This window comes from Streptomyces sp. WAC07094, from assembly GCF_036320405.1.
Taxonomy (GTDB): domain Bacteria; phylum Actinomycetota; class Actinomycetes; order Streptomycetales; family Streptomycetaceae; genus Streptomyces; species Streptomyces lannensis.
The window spans coordinates 2,933,780-2,952,449 of record NZ_JAVMJZ010000001.1 but is presented as its reverse complement, the minus strand read 5'-3'; the positions used below and the strand labels follow the sequence as shown (position 1 = coordinate 2,952,449).

Sequence of the window (18,670 nt, the reverse complement as noted above, 5' to 3'; positions counted from 1 at the left end):
GCACCTGCCGAGCGGGACACGCGTCACAGCGAGCCCCGGTTCCGTAGGCCCATCCCGGAGCCTATCGTCAAGGTCATGTTCGCTGCCTACGCCGCCCGCATCGACCGCGACCACCCCCTCACGGGCCTCGAGTTGGGGGAGCGCCCGGCTCCCGGGCGCACGCCCGGCTGGACGACCGTGAACGTCAAGGCCGCCTCCCTCAACCACCACGACCTCTGGTCCCTTCGGGGCGTCGGTCTCTCCGAGGACAAGCTCCCGATGATCCTCGGCTGCGACGCGGCCGGTGTGGACGAGGACGGCAACGAGGTCGTCCTGCACTCCGTCATCGGCCAGACGGGCCATGGTGTCGGCCCGGACGAGCCGCGCTCGATCCTCACCGAGCGCTACCAGGGCACCTTCGCCGAGCAGGTCTCCGTCCCCACCTGGAACCTGCTGCCGAAGCCCAAAGAGCTCTCCTTCGAGGAGGCCGCCTGCCTCCCCACCGCGTGGCTGACGGCCTATCGCATGCTGTTCACCAACGCGGGGGTCCGCCCCGGCGACTCCGTCCTCGTCCAGGGTGCGGGCGGGGGAGTCGCCACCGCCGCGATCGTGCTGGGCAAGGCGGCCGGTCTGCGGATGTTCGCCACCAGCCGTGACGAGGCCAAGCGCAAGCGGGCCCTGGAACTGGGCGCAGTGGAGGCGCTGGAGTCCGGGGCGCGGCTGCCGCAGCGGGTGGACGCGGTCATCGAGACCGTCGGTGCCGCCACCTGGTCCCACTCCATCAAGTCCCTGCGTCCCGGGGGCACCGTCGTCATCTCGGGTGCCACCAGCGGTGACCGCCCCTCCCATGCGGAACTCACCCGCATCTTCTTCCTGGAGTTGAAGGTCGTCGGCTCCACCATGGGCTCCAAGGACGAACTGGAGGACCTGCTCTCCTTCTGCGCCGCCACCGGAGTGCGTCCCGTCGTCGACGAGGTGCTTCCGCTGGACCGGGCCCGCGAGGGCTTCGAACGACTGGAGTCCGGCAACCAGTTCGGAAAGATCGTGCTGACCGCGAACTGACCGACACCCACCTTTTCCGTCCGCGGCGGGCCCGGAATCCTTCCAGGCCCGCCGTTCGTGTGCGGGCCCCGCGACGCATCACCCCTCATGTCAACCGGGGTTGACATGAGGGGTGATGTCAATCTAAGTTGACATCATGACCGAAGCAACGGATCTCGCCGAGCGCGCGGGTGACCGCGATCCGCGGATCGGACTGCGGGCCGTGTCCGCGCTGCGGAGGCTGCTCGAGCAGTTGGAGGCGGTGCAGGTGCGCAGCGCGCGCAATCAGGGGTGGTCGTGGCAGGAGATCGCCGCAGAACTCGGAGTCAGCAGGCAGGCCGTGCACAAGAAGTACGGGAGGCAGTGATGTTCGAGCGGTTCACCAAGGACGCTCGTGCGGTGGTGATCGGGGCGATCGAGCACGCCGAACGGGCGGGCGAGGAACGGGTCGACGAGCCGCATGTGCTGCTCGCCCTTCTCGATCGTGAGGGCAGCCGGGCCGCGTTCGCCCTGGCCGCCCTCGGACTCACCGGGCAGCGCGAAGCAGTGGTACGGGACCTTGCCGAGGCGCGCCGCCGCGGCGGACTGTCCCGCGCCGACACGGACGCCCTCGCCGGGCTGGGCGTCGACGTGGCGGAGATCGTCTCCCGGATCGAGGAGGCGCACGGTGAGGGCGTGCTGGCGGCGGGTCGCCAGGGAGGCGCACGGCGGTCCGGGCGGCGCCCGTTCACCCGTGGTGCCAAGGACCTGCTGACCATGTCCCTGCGCACCGCCCTCGCCCACGACGACCGGCACATCGGTGACGAGCACCTGCTTCTCGCCCTCACCGCTCGCCCCGGCGTCCCCGCGGAGGTCCTCGCCGACCACGGGGTGACGCATGAGTCCGTCGAGCGCGTGCTGTGGGGGAAGGGGGAGACCAAGGCCGGGTGAGCCCCTTGACGTCGGCACCCGCCCTGCGGAGGTGTCGCGGAGCGGGTGACCCGGCCGGTCGGCGCGACCGGACGGCCGCGCCGACCGCCGTCAGCTCTTCCGCGACCGCAGCGTCGCCCCTATGTGGGCAGCCGCCGTCGACAGATGGCGGCGCGCGTCGCGGAGCTGCTCCTCCGTCACTCCGTTGTCGCGGGCCGCGTCACGGATGTCGTCGCGGAAGCGGTCCAGCAGTCGGTCGAGGGCGCGGGCCGGATCGCCCGTGAAGTCCTCGTGTGCCCAGGAGGGTTCGTAGGTGCCGGGGAAGTCCTCGGGGGTCTTCGAGTACTCCGGCCGGCTCGCCGTCTTCGGCGCGTCCGATGTCCCACCCGGTCGTCCGAATCCGTACTCCTTGCCGAACTCGCCGAACTCCTTGGCCAGTTCGGTCAGCCCCTCCCGGACGCCGGTCGGCCAGTCGCCGCGCGTGAAGTGGTCCTGCACCTGTTCCTGAACCCGGCGGGCGATGCGCTGCACCTCCTCCTGTGCCTGGGCGCGCGCCCGCTCCTGTGCCTCCTTGGCCTGGCGGCGGGCCTGCTGGGCGTCCTCGCGGGCCCGCCGGCTCTCGTCCTTGGCGCGCCGGGCCTGTTCCTTCCACTCCTGCTTGACGCGGCGCATCTCCTCCTTGGCGGCGCGCCATGCCTCCTTCTCGGAGGGACTGCCGTCCCCGTACGCGCCTGTGCGCTCCCCGGTGCCCCGCCGGGCTTCGGAGACCGCGGCCCGCATCTCACGGCGCAGATCGCCCGCCGCCCCGCGCACGTCGGCGCGGATCTCGGCGGCCAGCTCCGCGACCGACTCGCGGATCTCCAGCTCCAGATCGGCCAGTTCATCGCTGCGGTCGGCCAGTTCGGCGCGGCCCGCATCCGTGATGGCGTACACCTTTCGGCCGCCCTCGGTGGTGTGTGTGACCAGACCCTCGGCCTCCAGCTTGGCCAGCCGCGGATAGACGGTGCCGGCGGAGGGTGCGTAGAGCCCCTGGAAGCGCTCCTCCAGCAGCCTTATCACCTCGTATCCGTGGCGGGGGGCCTCGTCGAGGAGCTTCAGCAGATAGAGGCGCAGTCGTCCATGGGCGAAGACGGGAGGCATGTCAGAGCCCCTTCTGCTCGGTCGGTGCGCCGGTCGTGCCCTGGGAGGAACGATCGGACGGGGCGGCGGTGTCGCGGCCTGCGGCCGCGCCCCGTGGGCCGGGGGCGTCCCATGGCTCGTCCGTCGAGGGCGGGCGGCGGAGCAGGGCGATGGAGCCGGAGACCGTGGTCGCCTTCAGGCGGCCGCTTCCCCCGCCGAGACGGCCCGTGATCTTCTTGGCGCCCCACTGGCCGGTCACGCGCAGATCCTCGAAGGCGTTGGAGACCGTGCCGCTCGCGGTGTTCGCCTCGACCTCGGCGTCCGCCGGATGGGGGAGCCGGACGGCGATCTCTCCCGAGACATTGGTCAGACGGGCGTCGGTGGGGCCGCTCGTGGGGTCCAGGTCCAGGATGATCGAGCCGCTCACGGAGTCGGCCTTGACGAGCGGGCAGGCGCCCTCGATGACGGTCAGGTCGCCGGAGACGGAGTTCAGCCGCAGCTCCCCGGTGACCCCCTGGGCCTCCACGCTTCCCGACACCGTCGAGGCGCGGACCGGTCCGGACATGCCCACGAGTGTCGTGTCGCCCGTGACCCCCTTGACGTCCGTGCCGCCGTCGACTCCCGAGACCATGGCGTTGGCCCCGACGACGCCCACCTCCACGCGGGTTGACGCCGGAACGGTCAGGGAGACCACCGCACTGCGGCGCCAGCCCTTGGAGTCCAGCCACTTGAGGAAGCCCTTCCAGGGAAGGTCGTCGTACGCCACGGTGAGGGCGCCGTCCTTGTGTGTCACCGTCAGCGGGGGGCCCTCGATCTCGGAGACCTCCAGGCGGGCGGAACCTTCGTCGGTGCCCACCACGTTCACCGTTCCGTTGACGATGCGCACATGGAGTGCCGTCACGGGGGCGTCGAAGGTGAGCTTCCTCGGCTCGGCGACGGACCACTCGGACATGGTGCTGACCTCCTCGGCCGTGCGGACACTGCGCACGCGGCGAACGACACGCCATATCGCGTCTTGTGCCATTCACGATATATCGCGGACCCGGAAAGTCAAGACACCCTTTCTGGGGAATCCATGGCGGAAGTCGACGAAACGCCCTGAATCGGGCGCGCGTTCGGTGATGCGACCCCTCCCGGGCGCGGGCACCTCCGGGGGCGGGCTTCCTCCGGGTGGGCGCACCTCCAAAGGCGGCGCACACCCGGGGGCGGGCCCTCCGAACGCGGACACTCCCATCCACCGGGACGGGGCCGGGATCCAGCGGGATACGCCCCGGCGGGAACGAGGCGAGGACGGGCGAGGACGGGCGGGGGCGGCCGATGAGCGGGCCCGTGGCGGCAGGGCATCGGGTCCCCGAACCCCGCGACCGCGAGACCTCGCGACGGCGCGTCCGGCGGCGATGGGTCCCGCGACCGCGAGCCGCAGCGAGCCGGAGATCCGCGTGACGTCGGCGATCGGCGAGATCGTCGCGCAAAAAAGGCGCCTGTGACGCCCGCCGGATCCAGGTGGACGGCAGGCCCGGAGACCGGGACCGCCGAACCCCGAGCGGGTCGGCCCCGGAACGGGCCGCGGTATCGCTGTTGCCGATCCGTCCCCGTCCGCGCACGGCGGACGCTACTCGTCGTCCTCGTCGTCCAGGCGTGCGAGCCAGGTCGCCAGCCGTTCCACCGGCACCTCGAAGTCGGGGTTGAGGTCGACGAACGTACGAAGCTGCTCGGCGAGCCACTCGAAGGTGATCTCTTCGTCGCCGCGCCGTTTCTCGAGTTCTTCGATGCCGCGGTCGGTGAAGTACATCGGTGGTGCTCCGTCGGTTCGGTAGAGGGGTAGGAGAGGACAAGAAAAGGATAGGCGGGAGTGCGGCGGCCCTGCGGGGCGAGCGGGGCTCTCGCGCGACGACCGCCGTGTCGCTAGCCTGCGCACCGGCAGGCGGGATCACGGGGGCCCGGGGGAACGGGGGATGCCATGGCGGACGAGTCGACGCGGATAGCGCGCATCGAGATGCCGGACGGAACGCCGGTGTGGGCCCGGATATCGGGGGCCGGGGAGCTCGCGGTGCCGCCCGGTGAGCTGTCGTACACGGACACGGGATTCGCCGACCGTGTGGAGGCGCAGGTCGAGAGCCTGCACTCCGTCGTGACCAGCGTGGCGCGTTCGCTGGCCGGACCCCTGCGCGCGGTGCGGCCCGACGAGGTCAGTGTCGAGTTCGGGATCGAGCTGACCGCGAAGGCGGGCAAGGTGGTCGGACTGCTGGCCGACGGCGAGGCCAAGGCGGGGATCACGGTCACCCTCACCTGGCAGGGCGGGCCGCCGGCCGCCGATCCGTCCGGCGACGCCTCCGGTCCGGGGACCGGCACGCCGGGTGACGCACCGTCCTCCCCGGCCGCCGCCCCGCGCACCGATGCGTCCGGCGGAGCCCGGGCGCACGGCGGCCCCGCAGCCGCCGGTGCCGGGGGCGGGGCATGACGGACGAGCACGCCCGGGGCGCATCGAGCGGCCTCGACGCGGCCCGTCGTGCGCTGCGTGAACTCGTCATGGCCGCGACCGTGCGCATCCATCGCGCGGGGGTCGGGTATGCCATCGAGGAGCCGGGCACGTTCCTCGGCAGCGGCTTCTTCGTCGCGCCGAACTGGGTTCTGACCTGCGCGCACGTGGCACGGGCCGGGGAGGGGGACGAGGTGACCGTGGTCTATGAGACGGGTCCGGGGCGCGGTGGCGCCGCGGTCGCCGGGACCGTCGCGGCCACGGTCCCGGAGCACGCGGAGGGCGCCCCGCGCGGCAACTGGCCCGCCCCTGACCTCGCGCTCGTCCAGCTGCGCGAGCCGGTCGACCACGACTGCGTCTATGTCTCCGAGCGGCCTGCCGCGTACTACGGCGAGGGCCGGGTGTTCTACACCGGATGGACCGTGATGGACGGTCGACTCCAGGTCCTGGACGGCCCGCTGTCGGTGCAGGGCACCTTGGGCGGGTGGTCCTCCGGCGTGCAGATGCGGCTGGGCCAGAACGACCTTCCGCCGGGTGTCTCCGGCGGGCCGGTCATCGACCCGGTACGCGGCGAGGTCATCGGGGTCCTGAAGTCGCGGTCGGACCGCGGAAGCGGCGGCACGTCCACCGGCATCGAGCAGTTACGGGCGCTGTCCGTCCCCAGGGACGGGATACGGAGCGAGCACGGCGATCTCTACCAGGCCGTCTTCCACGCCCACGACCGCTACCACAGGGACCGGCAGCGACACCCCGACTCCGACCACCTCACCTGGGCCGATGTGCAGAGCGAGCTCCAGGCGCGGCCGGGGCGCGGGCTCAGCCCCGACGAGCGGATCCAGCTGCTGGGCCGGCTCGCGGACCTGCCGCCCCCGACCAGCACCCGCAGTCTGCTCGACATCCTGGAGTCGCTGCCCGACCTGCCGGGCGCGATTCCCCAGCCGGCTCCGCGCGGCTGGCGTGACGGCCTCGGCGCCCTTTACGAGGGGGCTCGCCAGGACGGCGCGCTGGAACTCGTTCTCGACTACGCGATGCAGGTCATGGCCGCGGACCGTCCCTTCGAGTCGCCGGGCACGGGTGAGGCGGAGCAGGCCCTGTGGGAGTGGGTGCGGCAGAGCTCCGAGGGGCTCGGCCTGCGGTACCGCCGCAGCCTGGCGCAGCGGCGCATCGAACTCCTCCGTCCGCAGCACCCCTCCGGGCCCGCCCCGTTGTCCCGGCCCCGCCGCCGGCACGACCCGCCGGACCTCGTGCCCGGGGACCAGGGCGGCCCGCCGAACGGGCCCGACCCGTCCTCGTACGACGACCCGTCGCGCGGAGGACTCGAGGAGGCGCACGCCTTCGGCCGTGCGCCCCGCCCGTGCGCTCTGCTCGAACTCGTCCAGCGGGGCTGGGAACCGGACCGCTGCGACTGGCGGATCTCGGTGGCCCGGCCCGACGGCGAGGTCGTACGTCTCGACGAGGCGGAGCGGGTGTCGCTGGACGCGCTGCCGGGCCCCCTGGCGCACCCGCTCGCGGAGGCCTTCCGCCAGTGCGACCAGCCCGGTCGGCCCGCCGTGCTCCAGGTGGCGCTGCCCCGCACACTGCTCGGACTTGCCGTGGACACATGGCAGTTGAGGGCGGCGGACGCGCCGCTCGGCGCCGAACGCCCCGTCGTGGTGCGCTGCGCCGACCGCGACCGGCTGTTCGACGACTACGGGCCACCCGAGAAGGATCCCGCCGACGCCGAGGAGGAGCGCCGGGAGCGGGAGGCCCGCTGGCGGTGGATCCACGCGCACGACGCCCAGCCCGAACTGCTGGACTGCGACGACGGATTGCGGATACCCGTACCGGCGCTGAGCCGGCTCCGGGGCCTGCCGCACGGCGCGGTGCCGATCTTGTGCCGCTACGGCGACCAGCGTTTCGAGGACGACGGGGTGGCGCTCGCGCGCATCGTGCACGGCGGCTTCGGCGTGGCGCTGTGGCGACGTTGGCGGGGCCAACGGGACGCCGTGTGCGGCGAGTTCCATCGAGGGGCGGGTGACACGGTGGCCGGCGCGGGCAGCGCGGAACGGCTTCCGGAGCTGGTGCACGAGTTGCGGGCGGGGCTCCGTGCGGGCCGTGCGGAGACGTACTGGGCCGACGGCATCGCGCTGCTCTACGACGATCCGCACCGGCCGCTGCCGGGAAGCGACGACCTGCTGGAGGCACCGTGAAGCGACCGCGCCGAAGGCCGTACCGCGCCCTTACCAGGGCTCCTGCGGATCGATACGGTGAATCAGGTTCGACGGCTGCCGTGGAAGTGACGACGAGGACCGGATCATGACCGAATCCAGTGAGTGGCTCATCTACCGGGGCGCCGGAGAACCGCACGACGGGATCGAGAGGCTGCCCGACCCTCCGCCGTGGCGGGACTTCACGGGCCGCGAGGCGGCTTCGGAGAACGGGGGCGACGGGTCCGAGGACCGCAGGCTCGGGGCGTACCGGCACCTGGCCGAGCTGCACCGGCCCGGAGCCGAGGAACTGGAGATGATCAATGCGGCGCTGTATCTGCGCCGCCCCCTGCTCGTCACCGGCAGCCCCGGGGCGGGCAAGAGCACCCTGGCGCACTCCGTCGCCTACGAACTGGGCCTCGGCAACGTCCTGCGCTGGTCCATCGTCAGCCGCTCCACGCTCCAGGACGGCCTCTACCACTACGACGCCATCGCCCGGCTCCAGGACGTGCAGATCGCGGCGCAGGGAGGGGTCGGTTCTGCGGCGGGTTCGCCCGGGGCGGTGGAGAGCATCGGCAGCTATGTCCGTCTCGGGCCGCTCGGCACCGCCCTGCTGCCCTCCGACGTGCCGCGTGTGCTGCTGATCGACGAGCTGGACAAGAGCGACATCGATCTGCCCAACGACCTGCTGAACGTGCTGGAGGAGGGGGAGTTCGCCATCCCCGAACTGGAGCGCATCGCCGACCGGTTGCCCGGCGGTGAGGCCGAGGTGCTCACCGCCGACGGCACCAAGGTGCGGGTGCGTGACGGAAGGGTCCGCTGCCGTGCGTTCCCCTTCGTGGTCCTGACCAGCAACGGGGAGCGCGACTTCCCGGCTCCGCTGATGCGCCGGTGCATCCATCTGCAGCTCGGCCGTCCCGACCACAAGAGGCTCGCGACGTTCGTACGCGCCCATCTGGGCGACGAGGCGGCCCGTGCGGGAGACGATCTGATCACCCACTTCCTGGAGCGGTCGCGCAGCGAACTCGTCGCGGCCGACCAGTTGCTGAACGCGATCTACCTCACCGACGCGGCCGCCCCGCCCAGCCGTGACCGCCTGGCCGACCTGCTCATCCAGCGACTCGACCGGCCGAGGTGACGCCGATGCCCGACGCGACGGCGCGCCACGGTCCCGTCCGCCCCGGCGAAGGCCCCGGCGCCGGGGACCCCGTCACGCCCGCCCGTGATCCGATCGCCGAACTCGTGTCCGGGCTGCGGGAGGCGGGTCTCGATCCCGACGGCGAGCAACTGTGCGACGTCCTGTGGCTGGCGCGCTGGACGCGCCCGGCGGGGTCCGATGAGGCCGCAGCACCGCCGCCGGACCGCCCCGGCCCGCAGGAGACCGGGCGCGGCGAGCCGCAGCCGGGCGCGGTACCGGTCGCGGACGCGCCCGCCGCGGACCCGGCACCTCCCGGGCCGTTGCCGCACGAGCCGGAAGGCGACCGGCGTGTCGCGCTGTACACGGTTCCCCAGCACGGCGGGGAGCGCTTACGGGGGCGGGGGCGGGCCACGGCGCTGCCCGTGGGCGTTCCCGTGGCGCCCGTGTTTCCCGCCCCGCTCGAACTCCAGCGCGCATTACGCCCGTTGCAGGGCTACCGCAGTGCCGCTCCGCCCCGGCGGTCCGTGCTCGACGAGACGGCCACGGCGGAACGGAGCGCCCGGGCCGGAGGTCTGGTGCTCCCGGTCTTCCGTGCGGTGACCCGGGCCGACGCACGACTGCAGCTGGTGATGGACGCCTCGTCGTCGATGCGGGTGTGGGACCGGATGTTCGCCGAACTGGAGCAGGTCTTCGGCCGGCTGGGGGCCTTCTGGGACATCCAGGTCAGCCATCTGCACGAGGGCCCGGACGGGGAGCCCGCGGTGAGCCGCAGTCCCGATCCGCACGCCGCGCCGCTGCACTCGGCCGACCGGCTGAGCGATCCGACGGGCCGCCGCATCACGCTGCTGGTCAGCGACTGCGCGGGTCCGCTGTGGCGCAGCGGCCACGCCCACCGGCTGCTGCACCAGCTGTCCCGGCAGGCCCCGGTCGCGGTGCTCCAGCCGCTGCCGCAACGCATGTGGAACCGCACCCGGCTGCCCGTCACCTACGGCGAGTTGACCCGCGGCGAGACACTGGGCGGCGCCACCGCGCTGCGCGTGCGCACCCCCGGGGGCCTGTCGCCCGAGGCCCGGCGGGGCGCCCTCCCGGTGCCGGTGCTGCCGCCCGAGCCGGTGGCACTCGGCGCCTGGGCGAGGCTGCTGTCCGGGGCGGGCGCGGGTCCGGTCGCCGGGGCCGTGGGCTGGGTGCGTGCCGATCAGCCGGCGGCACCCGCGGCGCGCCCCGGCCGCCGTCCCTCCGCGCTGGAACTGGTCAGCCGCTTCCGCTCCACCGCCTCCCCGGCCGCGGGCCGGCTCGCCGTCTATCTCGCCGCGGCACCGCTGTGCCTGCCGGTGATGCAGCTGGTGCAGCGGACCATGCTGCCCGACTCCGGGCCGTCCGAACTGGCCGAGGTCCTGCTCAGCGGGCTGCTCTCACGTGCCAAGGAGGACTACGGCGGCGACGGCGTGCAGTGGTACGAGTTCGCGCCCGGAGTGCAGGAGTCGCTGCTGTCGCCGCTCGGCCGGGACGAGGCCATGCTGGTGCTCAAGCACTGCTCCGAGTACATCGAACAGCGCTTCGGCAAGGGCGGTCCCAACTTCCCGGCCCTCGCCCTCGCGCAACTGGGCGACGGCGGCACGGGCCGCCCCTACGCGGCCGACACCGCCTACCCGGAGGAGAACGGGGACAACGGCGGCGCGACCCTCGTTCCCCAGCCCTTCGCCGAGGTGGCCGCCCGTGTCCTGGAGCGCTTCATGCCGCTGCCGAACGATCTGGCCCTCTACGGCAGGCGGGGCGGCCCGGGCCGGGCCGCGGAGCGTCCGACGCACTCGGCTGTCGTCCGCGCCCGGGCACTGGTCGGGCAGTTCGACCGGGAGGGCATGGTGCAGGACCTCATCGACGCCGTGCAGCTGCTGAGAGGGGCCACGGAGCACGAGCCGGGCATCGGCACCGACCCCGAACTGTGGGCCGAGTACGCGCACTGCACGCTGCGGCTGTGGGAGGTGCTGGGCGGGGCCGAACTGCTGCGGGAGGCGGAGACTGCCGCGGAGCGAGCGGTGAGTCATCCCCGTGCCCTGCGTGAACGGGCCGTGCTCGCCCGGGTGCTGCGGGCCGCCGCCACCGACCGCCGGCGCCGCGGCGACCCGCACGGCGCACTCGAACTCCTGCGCCGCGCGGACCGGGAGTACGCCGTCGCCTGCGCGGCGCCCGAGCTGGACGAGAAGGAGGCCCTCAGGCTCACCCTGGAGCGCGTCGGGGGACTGGAGTCGCAGTGGCGGCTCGGCGGCGACAGCGCACTGTTGCAGGGTGCGGTGGGCATGCTCGAGGCGTTCGCGGACGCCTGGCCCGACCGCCGCCTGCGGCCGCCCGAACTGCCGCTCGCCCACGGCCGGATCCTGCTGCACCTGTCGGGTGCCACCGCCGATCCCGAGCAGGCCCGCCTCTACGCCGAACAGGGCGCGCAGTCGCTGCGCAGCGCACTGGAGAACGTACCCGAGGCCGACGACGGGCCCGCGCGGAGCCCGCGTGACCGGGTCCGGGTCCTGCTCGACCTGGTGGACGCACTGCTCAGGTCCGGTGGCGACCTGGACGACGCCCAGGCACGCGTCGACGAGGCGCTGGCCCTCACCCGGGAGCAGGGCCTGCGCGCCTCCCTCCTGGTGCGCGGCGGACGCATCAGGGACGCCCGCTACGCCGAGACCGGCGACCCGCGCGAACTCCTCCGGGCCGCGGACCACTTCGCCCAGGCGGCCCAGCGCATGCCGCGGGACGCGCCCACGCATGCCGACGTGCTCGCCGAGTGGGGCGAGGTCCTGCTGCGCCGGGCGGCGCTGGAGACCGGTTCCCGGTCCCTGGAGCCGTTGTCCCGGGCGATCCGGGTGCTGCGGGACTGCCGCGCGGAGACCCCGGCGGGCAGTCCGCACCTCGGGCACCGCCTGCTGCTCCTGGGCCGGGCGCTGATGCTCCGCTACCGGGCCCGCGGCGATCGGGTCGATCTGCGGGAGGCCGAGCACCTCTTCGGGCTCGCGGCGGCGGAGGCGGACGATCCGCTGCTGGCCGCCCGCTGCTGGCTGGAGGCGGGTCAGGTGCAGTTCGAGGCGTACCAGAGCCTCGGGCGTCCCTCGCGTCTGGACGAGGCCGTCGACGCGTTCCGGGCTGCCTCGGACGCAGCCAGGGCGGCGGAGGAGGACGCGGAAACGGACCGCAGGCGTCATGAGGCCGTCGAACTGGGGGCGCAGGCACGCCACTGGCGGGGTATGTCCTACGAGGCGGCCGCTCGTCCGCGCGCGGCCCGTGAGGCGTACCGGGCCGCTCGGGCGGAGTGGTCGAGGCTGCCGGAGGACCACATGGGTTCGGGCGAACCGACGGCACGGCAGACCGCCCAGCGTCTGGCGGAGTTGGAGTGAGCGGGGCGAGCGGAGAGGGACGGACCATGGAGGCAAGGGACGAGGCGGCAGCCGAGGTGGCGGAGGCGGGAGAGCCGACGGCTCAGGCGTCGAAGCCGCTGCCGGATCTGCTGGAGCTGGACCTGGACGAGCTGAGGACGCTTCGCCATCCGGTGCTGACCGAGGTGCTGGACGAACTGCGGGAGCGGGCGGCGCAGCCCAGCGAGATGCTGTGGGGGTTCAACAGCGCGTTCTAAGGGGCGGAGATGTGGCGGCCATCAGAAGCGTTCGTCGAATACGGCCATGACCCACCAGTTTCAGTCGAATTCCATCGCCAGGCGTTTGGCCGAACCCGTGTACAGGCATGTGCTCCCACACGGGTAGGGGGCCGTGCCATGGAAGTGCCCCCGGAGTGAGAGCCGTACGGCATGGGGGTGCTGGTGTGTCGCCGGATGCCGGAACTCTTCGGGCACGTGTGCCCTTCCGGCAGTTCATCGTGAAGGTCAACGGCCGCTGCAACCTCGCCTGCCGCTACTGCTACCTGTACGAGGGACCCGACCGCACCTGGCGCGACCGCCCGGCCGCCGCGGCTCCCGAGGTCCTGGACCGCACCGCGCACCGCATCGCCGAGCACGCCCGCGCCCACGGTCTGACGGCGGTCTCACTGGTCCTGCACGGCGGTGAACCGCTGCTCGCGGGTGCCGAGACCCTGGTCCGCTTCACCGACCTCGTACGAAGCCGTGTCCCGGCCGGCTGCACCGTCCACCCCGTCGTGCAGACCAACGCAACACTCCTGACCGAGCGACGGGCGGTCGCCCTGGCCCGGGGCGGCATCCGCATCGGTATCAGCCTCGACGGCGGCCTCGCGGCCCACAACGCGTCGCGCGTCGACCACTCGGGCCGCCCCTCGTGGCCCGCCGCCTCGCGCGGAGCGCGCCTGGTCGCCGACCGGTTCCCACAGGCGTACGCCGGCATCCTCACGGTGGTGGACCCGGCACTGGACCCGCTGGAGACGTACGAGTCCCTGCTCGCCCTGCGCCCGCCGGCCCTGGACCTCCTGCTGCCGCACGGCAACTGGTCCACCCCGCCGCCGCATCTGGACGGCTCGGGCGCGCCCTACGGGGACTGGCTGTGCACCGTCTTCGACCGCTGGTGGGGTGCCGGGCGGCGGGAGACGCGGGTGCGGCTCTTCGAGGAGTGCCTGGCACTGCTGCTGGGGATGCCGGCCGCCACGGAGTCGCTCGGCCTCGCACCGTTCGACGCGGTGGTGGTGGAGACGGACGGCTCCATCGAGCAGGTGGACTCGCTGAAGTCGGCGTACGAGGGTGCGGCGCGAACCGGTCTGGACGTCTTCCGCCACGATTTCGAGAAGGCCCTGTGCCATCCCGGCGTGGCGGCCCGGCAGGCGGGCGCGGCCGCACTCGCGGCGCAGTGCCGGGCCTGCCCCCTGCTGACCGTCTGCGGCGGCGGCCACTACGCCCACCGCTACCGAGCCGGCGACGGCTTCGTCAACCCGTCCGTGTACTGCGCCGACCTGCAGCGATTCATTCGCCATGTGGCCAGGCGGCTCCTCGACACGGCAGCGGCACCCCGGGCTTCCGTCCCCGCCGTCCCATGCGAAGGGAGCACCCCGTGATCCTTCCGGAGGTCTCCGACCAGGCCCTTGCCGAACTAGGCCGCACCGAGGGCGGCCCCGACACGCTCGCACACCTGGTACGCGACCAGGACACCCGGCGACTGCTGGTGCTGCGTACGGTGCTCGACGCCGTGGACGGCGCCGACGAGTCGGTCTGCGCGGCCGCTGCGCGGGCGCGGGTTCGTGAGGACTGGGCGCTGCTGGTGGAGTCGGACCCGGTGGGTCCGGCGGGAGGGCGGTCGGCCGCCGCAAGCGGGGCGGAACACACTCAGGGCCCGGCGACCCGTCCGCACGACCCGGTCGGCCCCCGCCGCTCTCCGGCCCGGGACCGGCTTCTGTATCCGCTCCTCGGCCCCTGGGCCAAACGCTGCCTGAGCGGCCTGAACGCGGAGCGCCGCGGCCCGGCCCAGGAGCGCGCGCGGGAACTGGCGCGGGACCTGGCCCACTTCAGCACCGTCGCCGCCGCGGCCGCGGCGCGCGCCGGTCTCTCCTTCACCGTGCGGCTGACGGCCCGGAACGGGGTCATCGCACTGCCGTCGCTCGGGACGCTGCACACGGCGGAAGGGGGCGACGCGGTGGTGTACGTCCTGTGCAGGCAGGGACGGCTGACCATACGTCAGTCCGGTGCCCTGGACGTCGTGGTGTACCCGGAGACGGGGGTCGGCGCATGGTCGGGGTCACTCGCGTGGACGCCTGCGTATGCGTTGCCGGGGCTGGTGGAGGGCGCCGAGCCGATGCCGTTGGACGATCTCGACCCGTACCGCACCGTACGGGAGGGCTCGCGCCACGAGACGATGAGCGGTCCGGTGACGCTGGACGAGGCCGAGCGCAAGCGCTGGGTGCAGGCCTGGGCGGGGACGGCCGAGGCCTTGCGGCCGGCAGGAGAGGGCCGCCTCGCCGAGGCGGTCGCCCTGCTGCGGTGCCTGGTCCCGCTGGCCGTCCCGCCCGGTGGTTCCGCCGACGGCCGTGGCACCGGCAGTTGTAGCGCCACCCGGCGCGAGGCCTTCGGTGCCCTCCTCAGCAGCACTCCGCCCACACCGACGCTGTTCGCGGCCACGCTGGTGCACGAGTTGAACCACGCGAAGCTGGCGGCCCTGAGCGACATGGCGACACTCCATCGGGCCGGTCCGCGGGAGAGGTACTTCGCCCCTTGGCGGCCCGACCCCCGGCCGTTCGACGGCCTGTTGCAGGGCGCCTATTCGCATCTCGCGCTCGCCGACTTCCACCAGCGCGTCGCACTGGCCGCCACGAACGCGGCCGACGGCGAAGCGGCGTGGACTCTGCACGCTCGCTATCACGCGCAGGTCGGAGCGGCTCTGCCGGCACTCGTGGCGACGTCCGAACTCACGTCCGTGGGAAGGCGGTTCGTCGACGGGATGGTCGCGACGTACGAACGGATGACCGATCAGCCGGCGCCGCACCGCCTCGTCGCCCGGGCGGAGGCGTACATCCGCGCCGCACGCGACCTCTGGGTGCAGCGGCACGGTCCCGGGCTTTCCTCGACTGAATGAGTGAAGGTCCGCGCGATCGGGGGTCTCTTGCGCGAAGATCGGCGCGACACACTACGAACCGAAGCGACTGTTGTCGGTTGCAGCCAGCGGCCTACCGGAGTGCGGCGCTTAGGTTCTAGGATTTTTCGGGATGACGCGCAGGGAGGCCGCTGCATGTCTGGAGCTCGTACGGTCACGATCAGCTTCGCCGGGTTCAACCGGGCCTGGGCGGCCTGGATCGGTGACCGACTCGAGCGTCGCGGTCTTCGCGTCGTGTATCTGCGCTGGGACTCCCCGGCCGAGATCCCCCTCGAGGACTGCCTGCGTGACCTGAAGCTCGCCGAGGGCCGCATCCTCATGGTCGTCAGCGAGTGGTACTTCCAGCTGGGCCCGCGCACCTACGAAGAGTGGAACGCGGCCCTCCGTAACGTCGTGGCCCCCGATCCCTCCCGCTTCGCGGCCGTCTCGGTCACCACGAGTCCGGTGCCCACGGCCGCCGCCGTACTCGCCGCCGCCGACCTGACCAACATGGGTCCCGACGAGGCGGAGCGTCGCCTGCTGGACCGTCTGGACGTCCCCGCCGATCCGCTGCCCGACTCGGCGAACGGCGCCCGGCGCGGGCCGCGCTTCCCCGCGGCCATGCCCGAGGTGTGGGGCGGTGTCCCTCGTCGCAACACGCGCTTCACCGGCCGGGAGTCGCTGCTCAACGACGCCTACCACCTCCTGCAGAGCGCCGACGCCGGCGCGGGCGTGGTGGCCCTGCACGGCATGTCGGGCGTGGGGAAGACACAGCTCGCCGCCGAGTACGTGTACCGGTTCGGCTCCGAGTACGACGTGGTGTGGTGGGTCAACGCGGAGAAGAGGGTCAGCTACCGCCGCTATCTCGCCGAGCTGGCCCCCAAGTTGGGCCTTGCCACGGGCCAGGAGTACGGCGAGCGTCTGCGGGCCGTCCGCGACTCGTTGCGGCGAGGCGATCCGTACTCCCGCTGGTTGCTGGTCCTGGACGGAGCGGACGAACCGGACCAGATCTGGGACCTCGTGCCGACCGGCCCGGGACATGTGCTGATCACCTCACGGAACCCGGAGTGGACCGAGCACAACAGCAGGCTGCTGGAAGTGCCCGTGTACGAGCGCTACGAGTCCGTGGCGTTCATCCGCCGCCGCGCGCCGCGGCTCAGTGATGCCGAGGCCGACCAGCTCGCCGAGGCACTGGAGGACCTTCCGCTGCTGCTGGACCAGACGGCCGGCTGGCTCAACGACTCGGATCTGTCGGTCGACGACTACATCGCCCTTCTGGAGGGCGGCATCGACCAGGACGTGGTCAAGGTGTCCGCCGACTTCCCGCTCGCCTTCCAGACGGCGTGGTCGATACTGCTGAACAAACTGAGGGAGACGGTCCCGGAGTCCGTGGACCTGCTCCGCCTGTGCACGTTCTTCGCGCCCGGCTTCATCCCCGTACGTCTCCTCAAGGAGATGCCGCACGACGAACTGCCCGAGCAGGTCGCGGGGTTGCTCAACGACCCGCTCCTGTGGAACAAGGCGATCAACCAACTGCGCCAGTACTCTGTGGTCCGCCTGGAGTCCCACGACACGACCTCCGACGACGCGGCGGCCTCCGGCGAGTCGTTGTATCTGCACCGCATGGTGCACCAGATCGTCGGCAAGGACATGCCGGCAGAGGACCACAAGGAGTTCATCGAGGTGGTACGCCAGGCACTGGCTTCAGCGGACCCCCGCAGGCCGACGGACCCGGATCTGTGGCCCGTGTACGCGGAGATCGTCCCGCACCTGAAGTACGCGGACGTGCTCAACAGCACCGATGCCAACATTCAGCGTCTGGTGTTCAACTGCCTTCGCTACATGTTCTTCTCGGGCGAGTACGCGGCGGGCATCAAACTCGGGGAGCGGGCACTGGAGGCCTGGCGGTCCCTGTTGGGGGAGACGCACCCGCGGATCTGGGAACTGACCTACCACTACGCCAACCTGCTGCGCAGCGTCGGTGAATACGGGCGTACGGAGGCGATCGAGCGCGCCGCTGTCGAGCATTTGAGGGAGGAACGAGGGCCGCAGGACCTGGAACACCTCCGGGCGGCCGGAGGCCTGGCCGCCGACCTGCGTGGCCTGGGTCGCTACGACGAGGCACTCGAACTGTCCCAATCGCTGCTGACCGCCTATCGCGAGCTGCTGGGCGAGCAGGACTCCCGCACCCTCAACGCTCAGAACAACGTCGCTGCGACGCTCGTCCTGCTCGGCCGCTTCGAAGAGGCCCTGGAAGTCGACCGCCGGACGATGGAGGCACGCCGGGCGCTGCTGAGGGCCCGGCATCCGTGGACTCTCTATTCGGAGACGTCCTACGCCCTCGACCTGCGTCTTCTGGGTCGCTATGCGGACGCCGAGTCGGTCCAGACGAAGAACGTGCGTGAGCTGGTCCTGGTGCTGGGCGCGAACAACCCCTACACGTTGAAGGGCCGGCACAACCTCGCCTTCTGCCACTACCGCAGCGGGGACCACGAGTCGGCGGGGAGGCTCTTCGCCGATGTGCTGGAGCGGTCGGAGCGGGTGCTGGGCGAGACGAACCCGGACACGCTCCGCTACGCCACGAGTCAGAGCTGCTTCATTCGCGAACACGGCGACATCGACCAGGCCCGCGAACTCAGTGAGACCACGATCGCCCGCTACGAGGTGATGCTCGCCGAGGGCCATCCTTTTGTCGCGGGAGCCCGTGTCAACCACGCTCTCGTCCTGCGCAGTGTGGGCGAGCGCGACCATGCCTATGCCGTGGGCGAGCAGGCGTTGACGGACATGACCGCGGCCGTGGGGGAGCGCCACCCCTGGACCCTTGGTTGCGCCATCAACGCCTCGGCCCTGCGCAGTCTTGTCGGGGACCCGGAGTCGGCCGCCGAACTGAGCAAGTCGACCGCCGCCCTGGCCACCGAGGTGCTCGGCCGGACACACCCGCTGACACTGTCCGCCCGTATCGCGCAGGCCGCCGATCTCCGTTCGCTGCGCGACCGTCAGCAGGCCGAGAAACTGGAGCAGGAGGCGTTGTCGGACTTTGTGGCGACGCTCGGTCCGCAGCACGTCCACACGGTCTCGGCGCGTAGGCGCAACCGCCCGTTCTGGGATTTCGAACCCCAGACGGTGTGACCGGTCGGGGCCTTCCCCGGCGCGCCTCCCGCGTGCCGGGGAAGAGCCCGGTCCTCTCGGCCCGCAGGGACTTCGAGCCCCGGACAACCTGAACCCCGCGACCGGCCCGGTATGACGAAGGGCCCGGTCCCGGGGAGTGATCCCGGGGCCGGGCCCTGTCGTCAGGCCGAGGCGTGCTCAG

At 72.4% G+C, this 18,670-nt stretch carries 14 protein-coding genes; 11 read left to right on the top strand and 3 right to left on the bottom strand.

All coding sequences use genetic code 11. The features are described 5' to 3' along the window. Positions 1–75: 75 nt before the first annotated feature. The 3 genes from RCR19_RS12875 (at position 76) to RCR19_RS12865 (ending at position 1,950) form a co-directional block, all read left to right on the top strand. The gene (locus RCR19_RS12875) at positions 76–1,041 is read left to right on the top strand and encodes a zinc-binding dehydrogenase (protein WP_331265275.1); all 966 of its coding nucleotides are present in this window, start codon (positions 76–78) and stop codon (positions 1,039–1,041) included. A gap of 136 nt (positions 1,042–1,177) precedes the next feature. Then, positions 1,178–1,387, top strand: coding sequence for a helix-turn-helix domain-containing protein (locus RCR19_RS12870; RefSeq protein WP_010984411.1), 210 nt, complete (start codon positions 1,178–1,180; stop codon positions 1,385–1,387). Next, positions 1,387–1,950 carry a Clp protease N-terminal domain-containing protein gene (locus RCR19_RS12865; protein WP_331265274.1) on the top strand — a complete coding sequence of 188 codons (564 nt, stop codon included), beginning with the start codon at positions 1,387–1,389 and terminating at the stop codon, positions 1,948–1,950. The genes RCR19_RS12870 and RCR19_RS12865 overlap by 1 nt, the downstream gene beginning before the upstream one ends. Before the next feature lie 90 nt (positions 1,951–2,040). Here the strand turns inward: RCR19_RS12865 and RCR19_RS12860 are convergent, their stop codons facing one another. From RCR19_RS12860 to RCR19_RS12850, 3 genes are all read right to left on the bottom strand, one after another. Then, positions 2,041–3,069 carry a helix-turn-helix transcriptional regulator gene (locus RCR19_RS12860; protein WP_331265273.1) on the bottom strand — a complete coding sequence of 343 codons (1,029 nt, stop codon included), beginning with the start codon at positions 3,067–3,069 and terminating at the stop codon, positions 2,041–2,043. 1 nt (position 3,070) lies between these two features. Continuing rightward, a complete protein-coding gene (locus RCR19_RS12855; protein WP_331265272.1) occupies positions 3,071–4,000 on the bottom strand; it encodes a DUF4097 family beta strand repeat-containing protein in 930 nt (309 codons plus the stop codon). A 660-nt stretch (positions 4,001–4,660) separates the two neighbouring features. Next, positions 4,661–4,840: a DUF6104 family protein gene (locus tag RCR19_RS12850; protein ID WP_059128849.1), complete on the bottom strand. Its 180-nt coding sequence runs from the start codon at positions 4,838–4,840 to the stop codon at positions 4,661–4,663. A 168-nt stretch (positions 4,841–5,008) separates the two neighbouring features. On the opposite strand from RCR19_RS12850, the gene RCR19_RS12845 reads away from it, so the two are divergent. The 8 genes from RCR19_RS12845 to fxsT all read left to right on the top strand — a co-directional run bounded on the left by RCR19_RS12845 (position 5,009) and on the right by fxsT (position 18,489). Beyond that, positions 5,009–5,509 (top strand): CU044_2847 family protein, encoded by a 501-nt coding sequence (locus tag RCR19_RS12845; protein ID WP_331265271.1) that lies wholly within the window; start codon positions 5,009–5,011, stop codon positions 5,507–5,509. Next, the gene (locus tag RCR19_RS12840; protein ID WP_331265270.1) at positions 5,506–7,716 is read left to right on the top strand and encodes a trypsin-like peptidase domain-containing protein; all 2,211 of its coding nucleotides are present in this window, start codon (positions 5,506–5,508) and stop codon (positions 7,714–7,716) included. The genes RCR19_RS12845 and RCR19_RS12840 overlap by 4 nt, the downstream gene beginning before the upstream one ends. A gap of 106 nt (positions 7,717–7,822) precedes the next feature. After that, positions 7,823–8,851 (top strand): MoxR family ATPase, encoded by a 1,029-nt coding sequence (locus RCR19_RS12835; protein ID WP_331265269.1) that lies wholly within the window; start codon positions 7,823–7,825, stop codon positions 8,849–8,851. A gap of 5 nt (positions 8,852–8,856) precedes the next feature. After that, complete coding sequence (locus RCR19_RS12830) at positions 8,857–12,237, top strand: SAV_2336 N-terminal domain-related protein (protein ID WP_331265268.1); 3,381 nt, start codon at positions 8,857–8,859, stop codon at positions 12,235–12,237. A gap of 26 nt (positions 12,238–12,263) precedes the next feature. Continuing rightward, entirely contained in the window at positions 12,264–12,473 is a 210-nt protein-coding gene (gene fxsA / locus RCR19_RS12825; RefSeq protein ID WP_331265267.1) for an FxSxx-COOH cyclophane-containing RiPP peptide, read from the top strand. A gap of 218 nt (positions 12,474–12,691) precedes the next feature. Next, positions 12,692–13,852 (top strand): FxsB family cyclophane-forming radical SAM/SPASM peptide maturase, encoded by a 1,161-nt coding sequence (locus RCR19_RS12820; RefSeq protein WP_331265266.1) that lies wholly within the window; start codon positions 12,692–12,694, stop codon positions 13,850–13,852. Further along, positions 13,849–15,363 carry an HEXXH motif-containing putative peptide modification protein gene (locus tag RCR19_RS12815; RefSeq protein ID WP_331265265.1) on the top strand — a complete coding sequence of 505 codons (1,515 nt, stop codon included), beginning with the start codon at positions 13,849–13,851 and terminating at the stop codon, positions 15,361–15,363. The genes RCR19_RS12820 and RCR19_RS12815 overlap by 4 nt, the downstream gene beginning before the upstream one ends. A 153-nt stretch (positions 15,364–15,516) precedes the next feature. Beyond that, entirely contained in the window at positions 15,517–18,489 is a 2,973-nt protein-coding gene (gene fxsT, locus RCR19_RS12810; RefSeq protein ID WP_331265264.1) for an FxSxx-COOH system tetratricopeptide repeat protein, read from the top strand. Positions 18,490–18,670 lie beyond the last annotated feature (181 nt).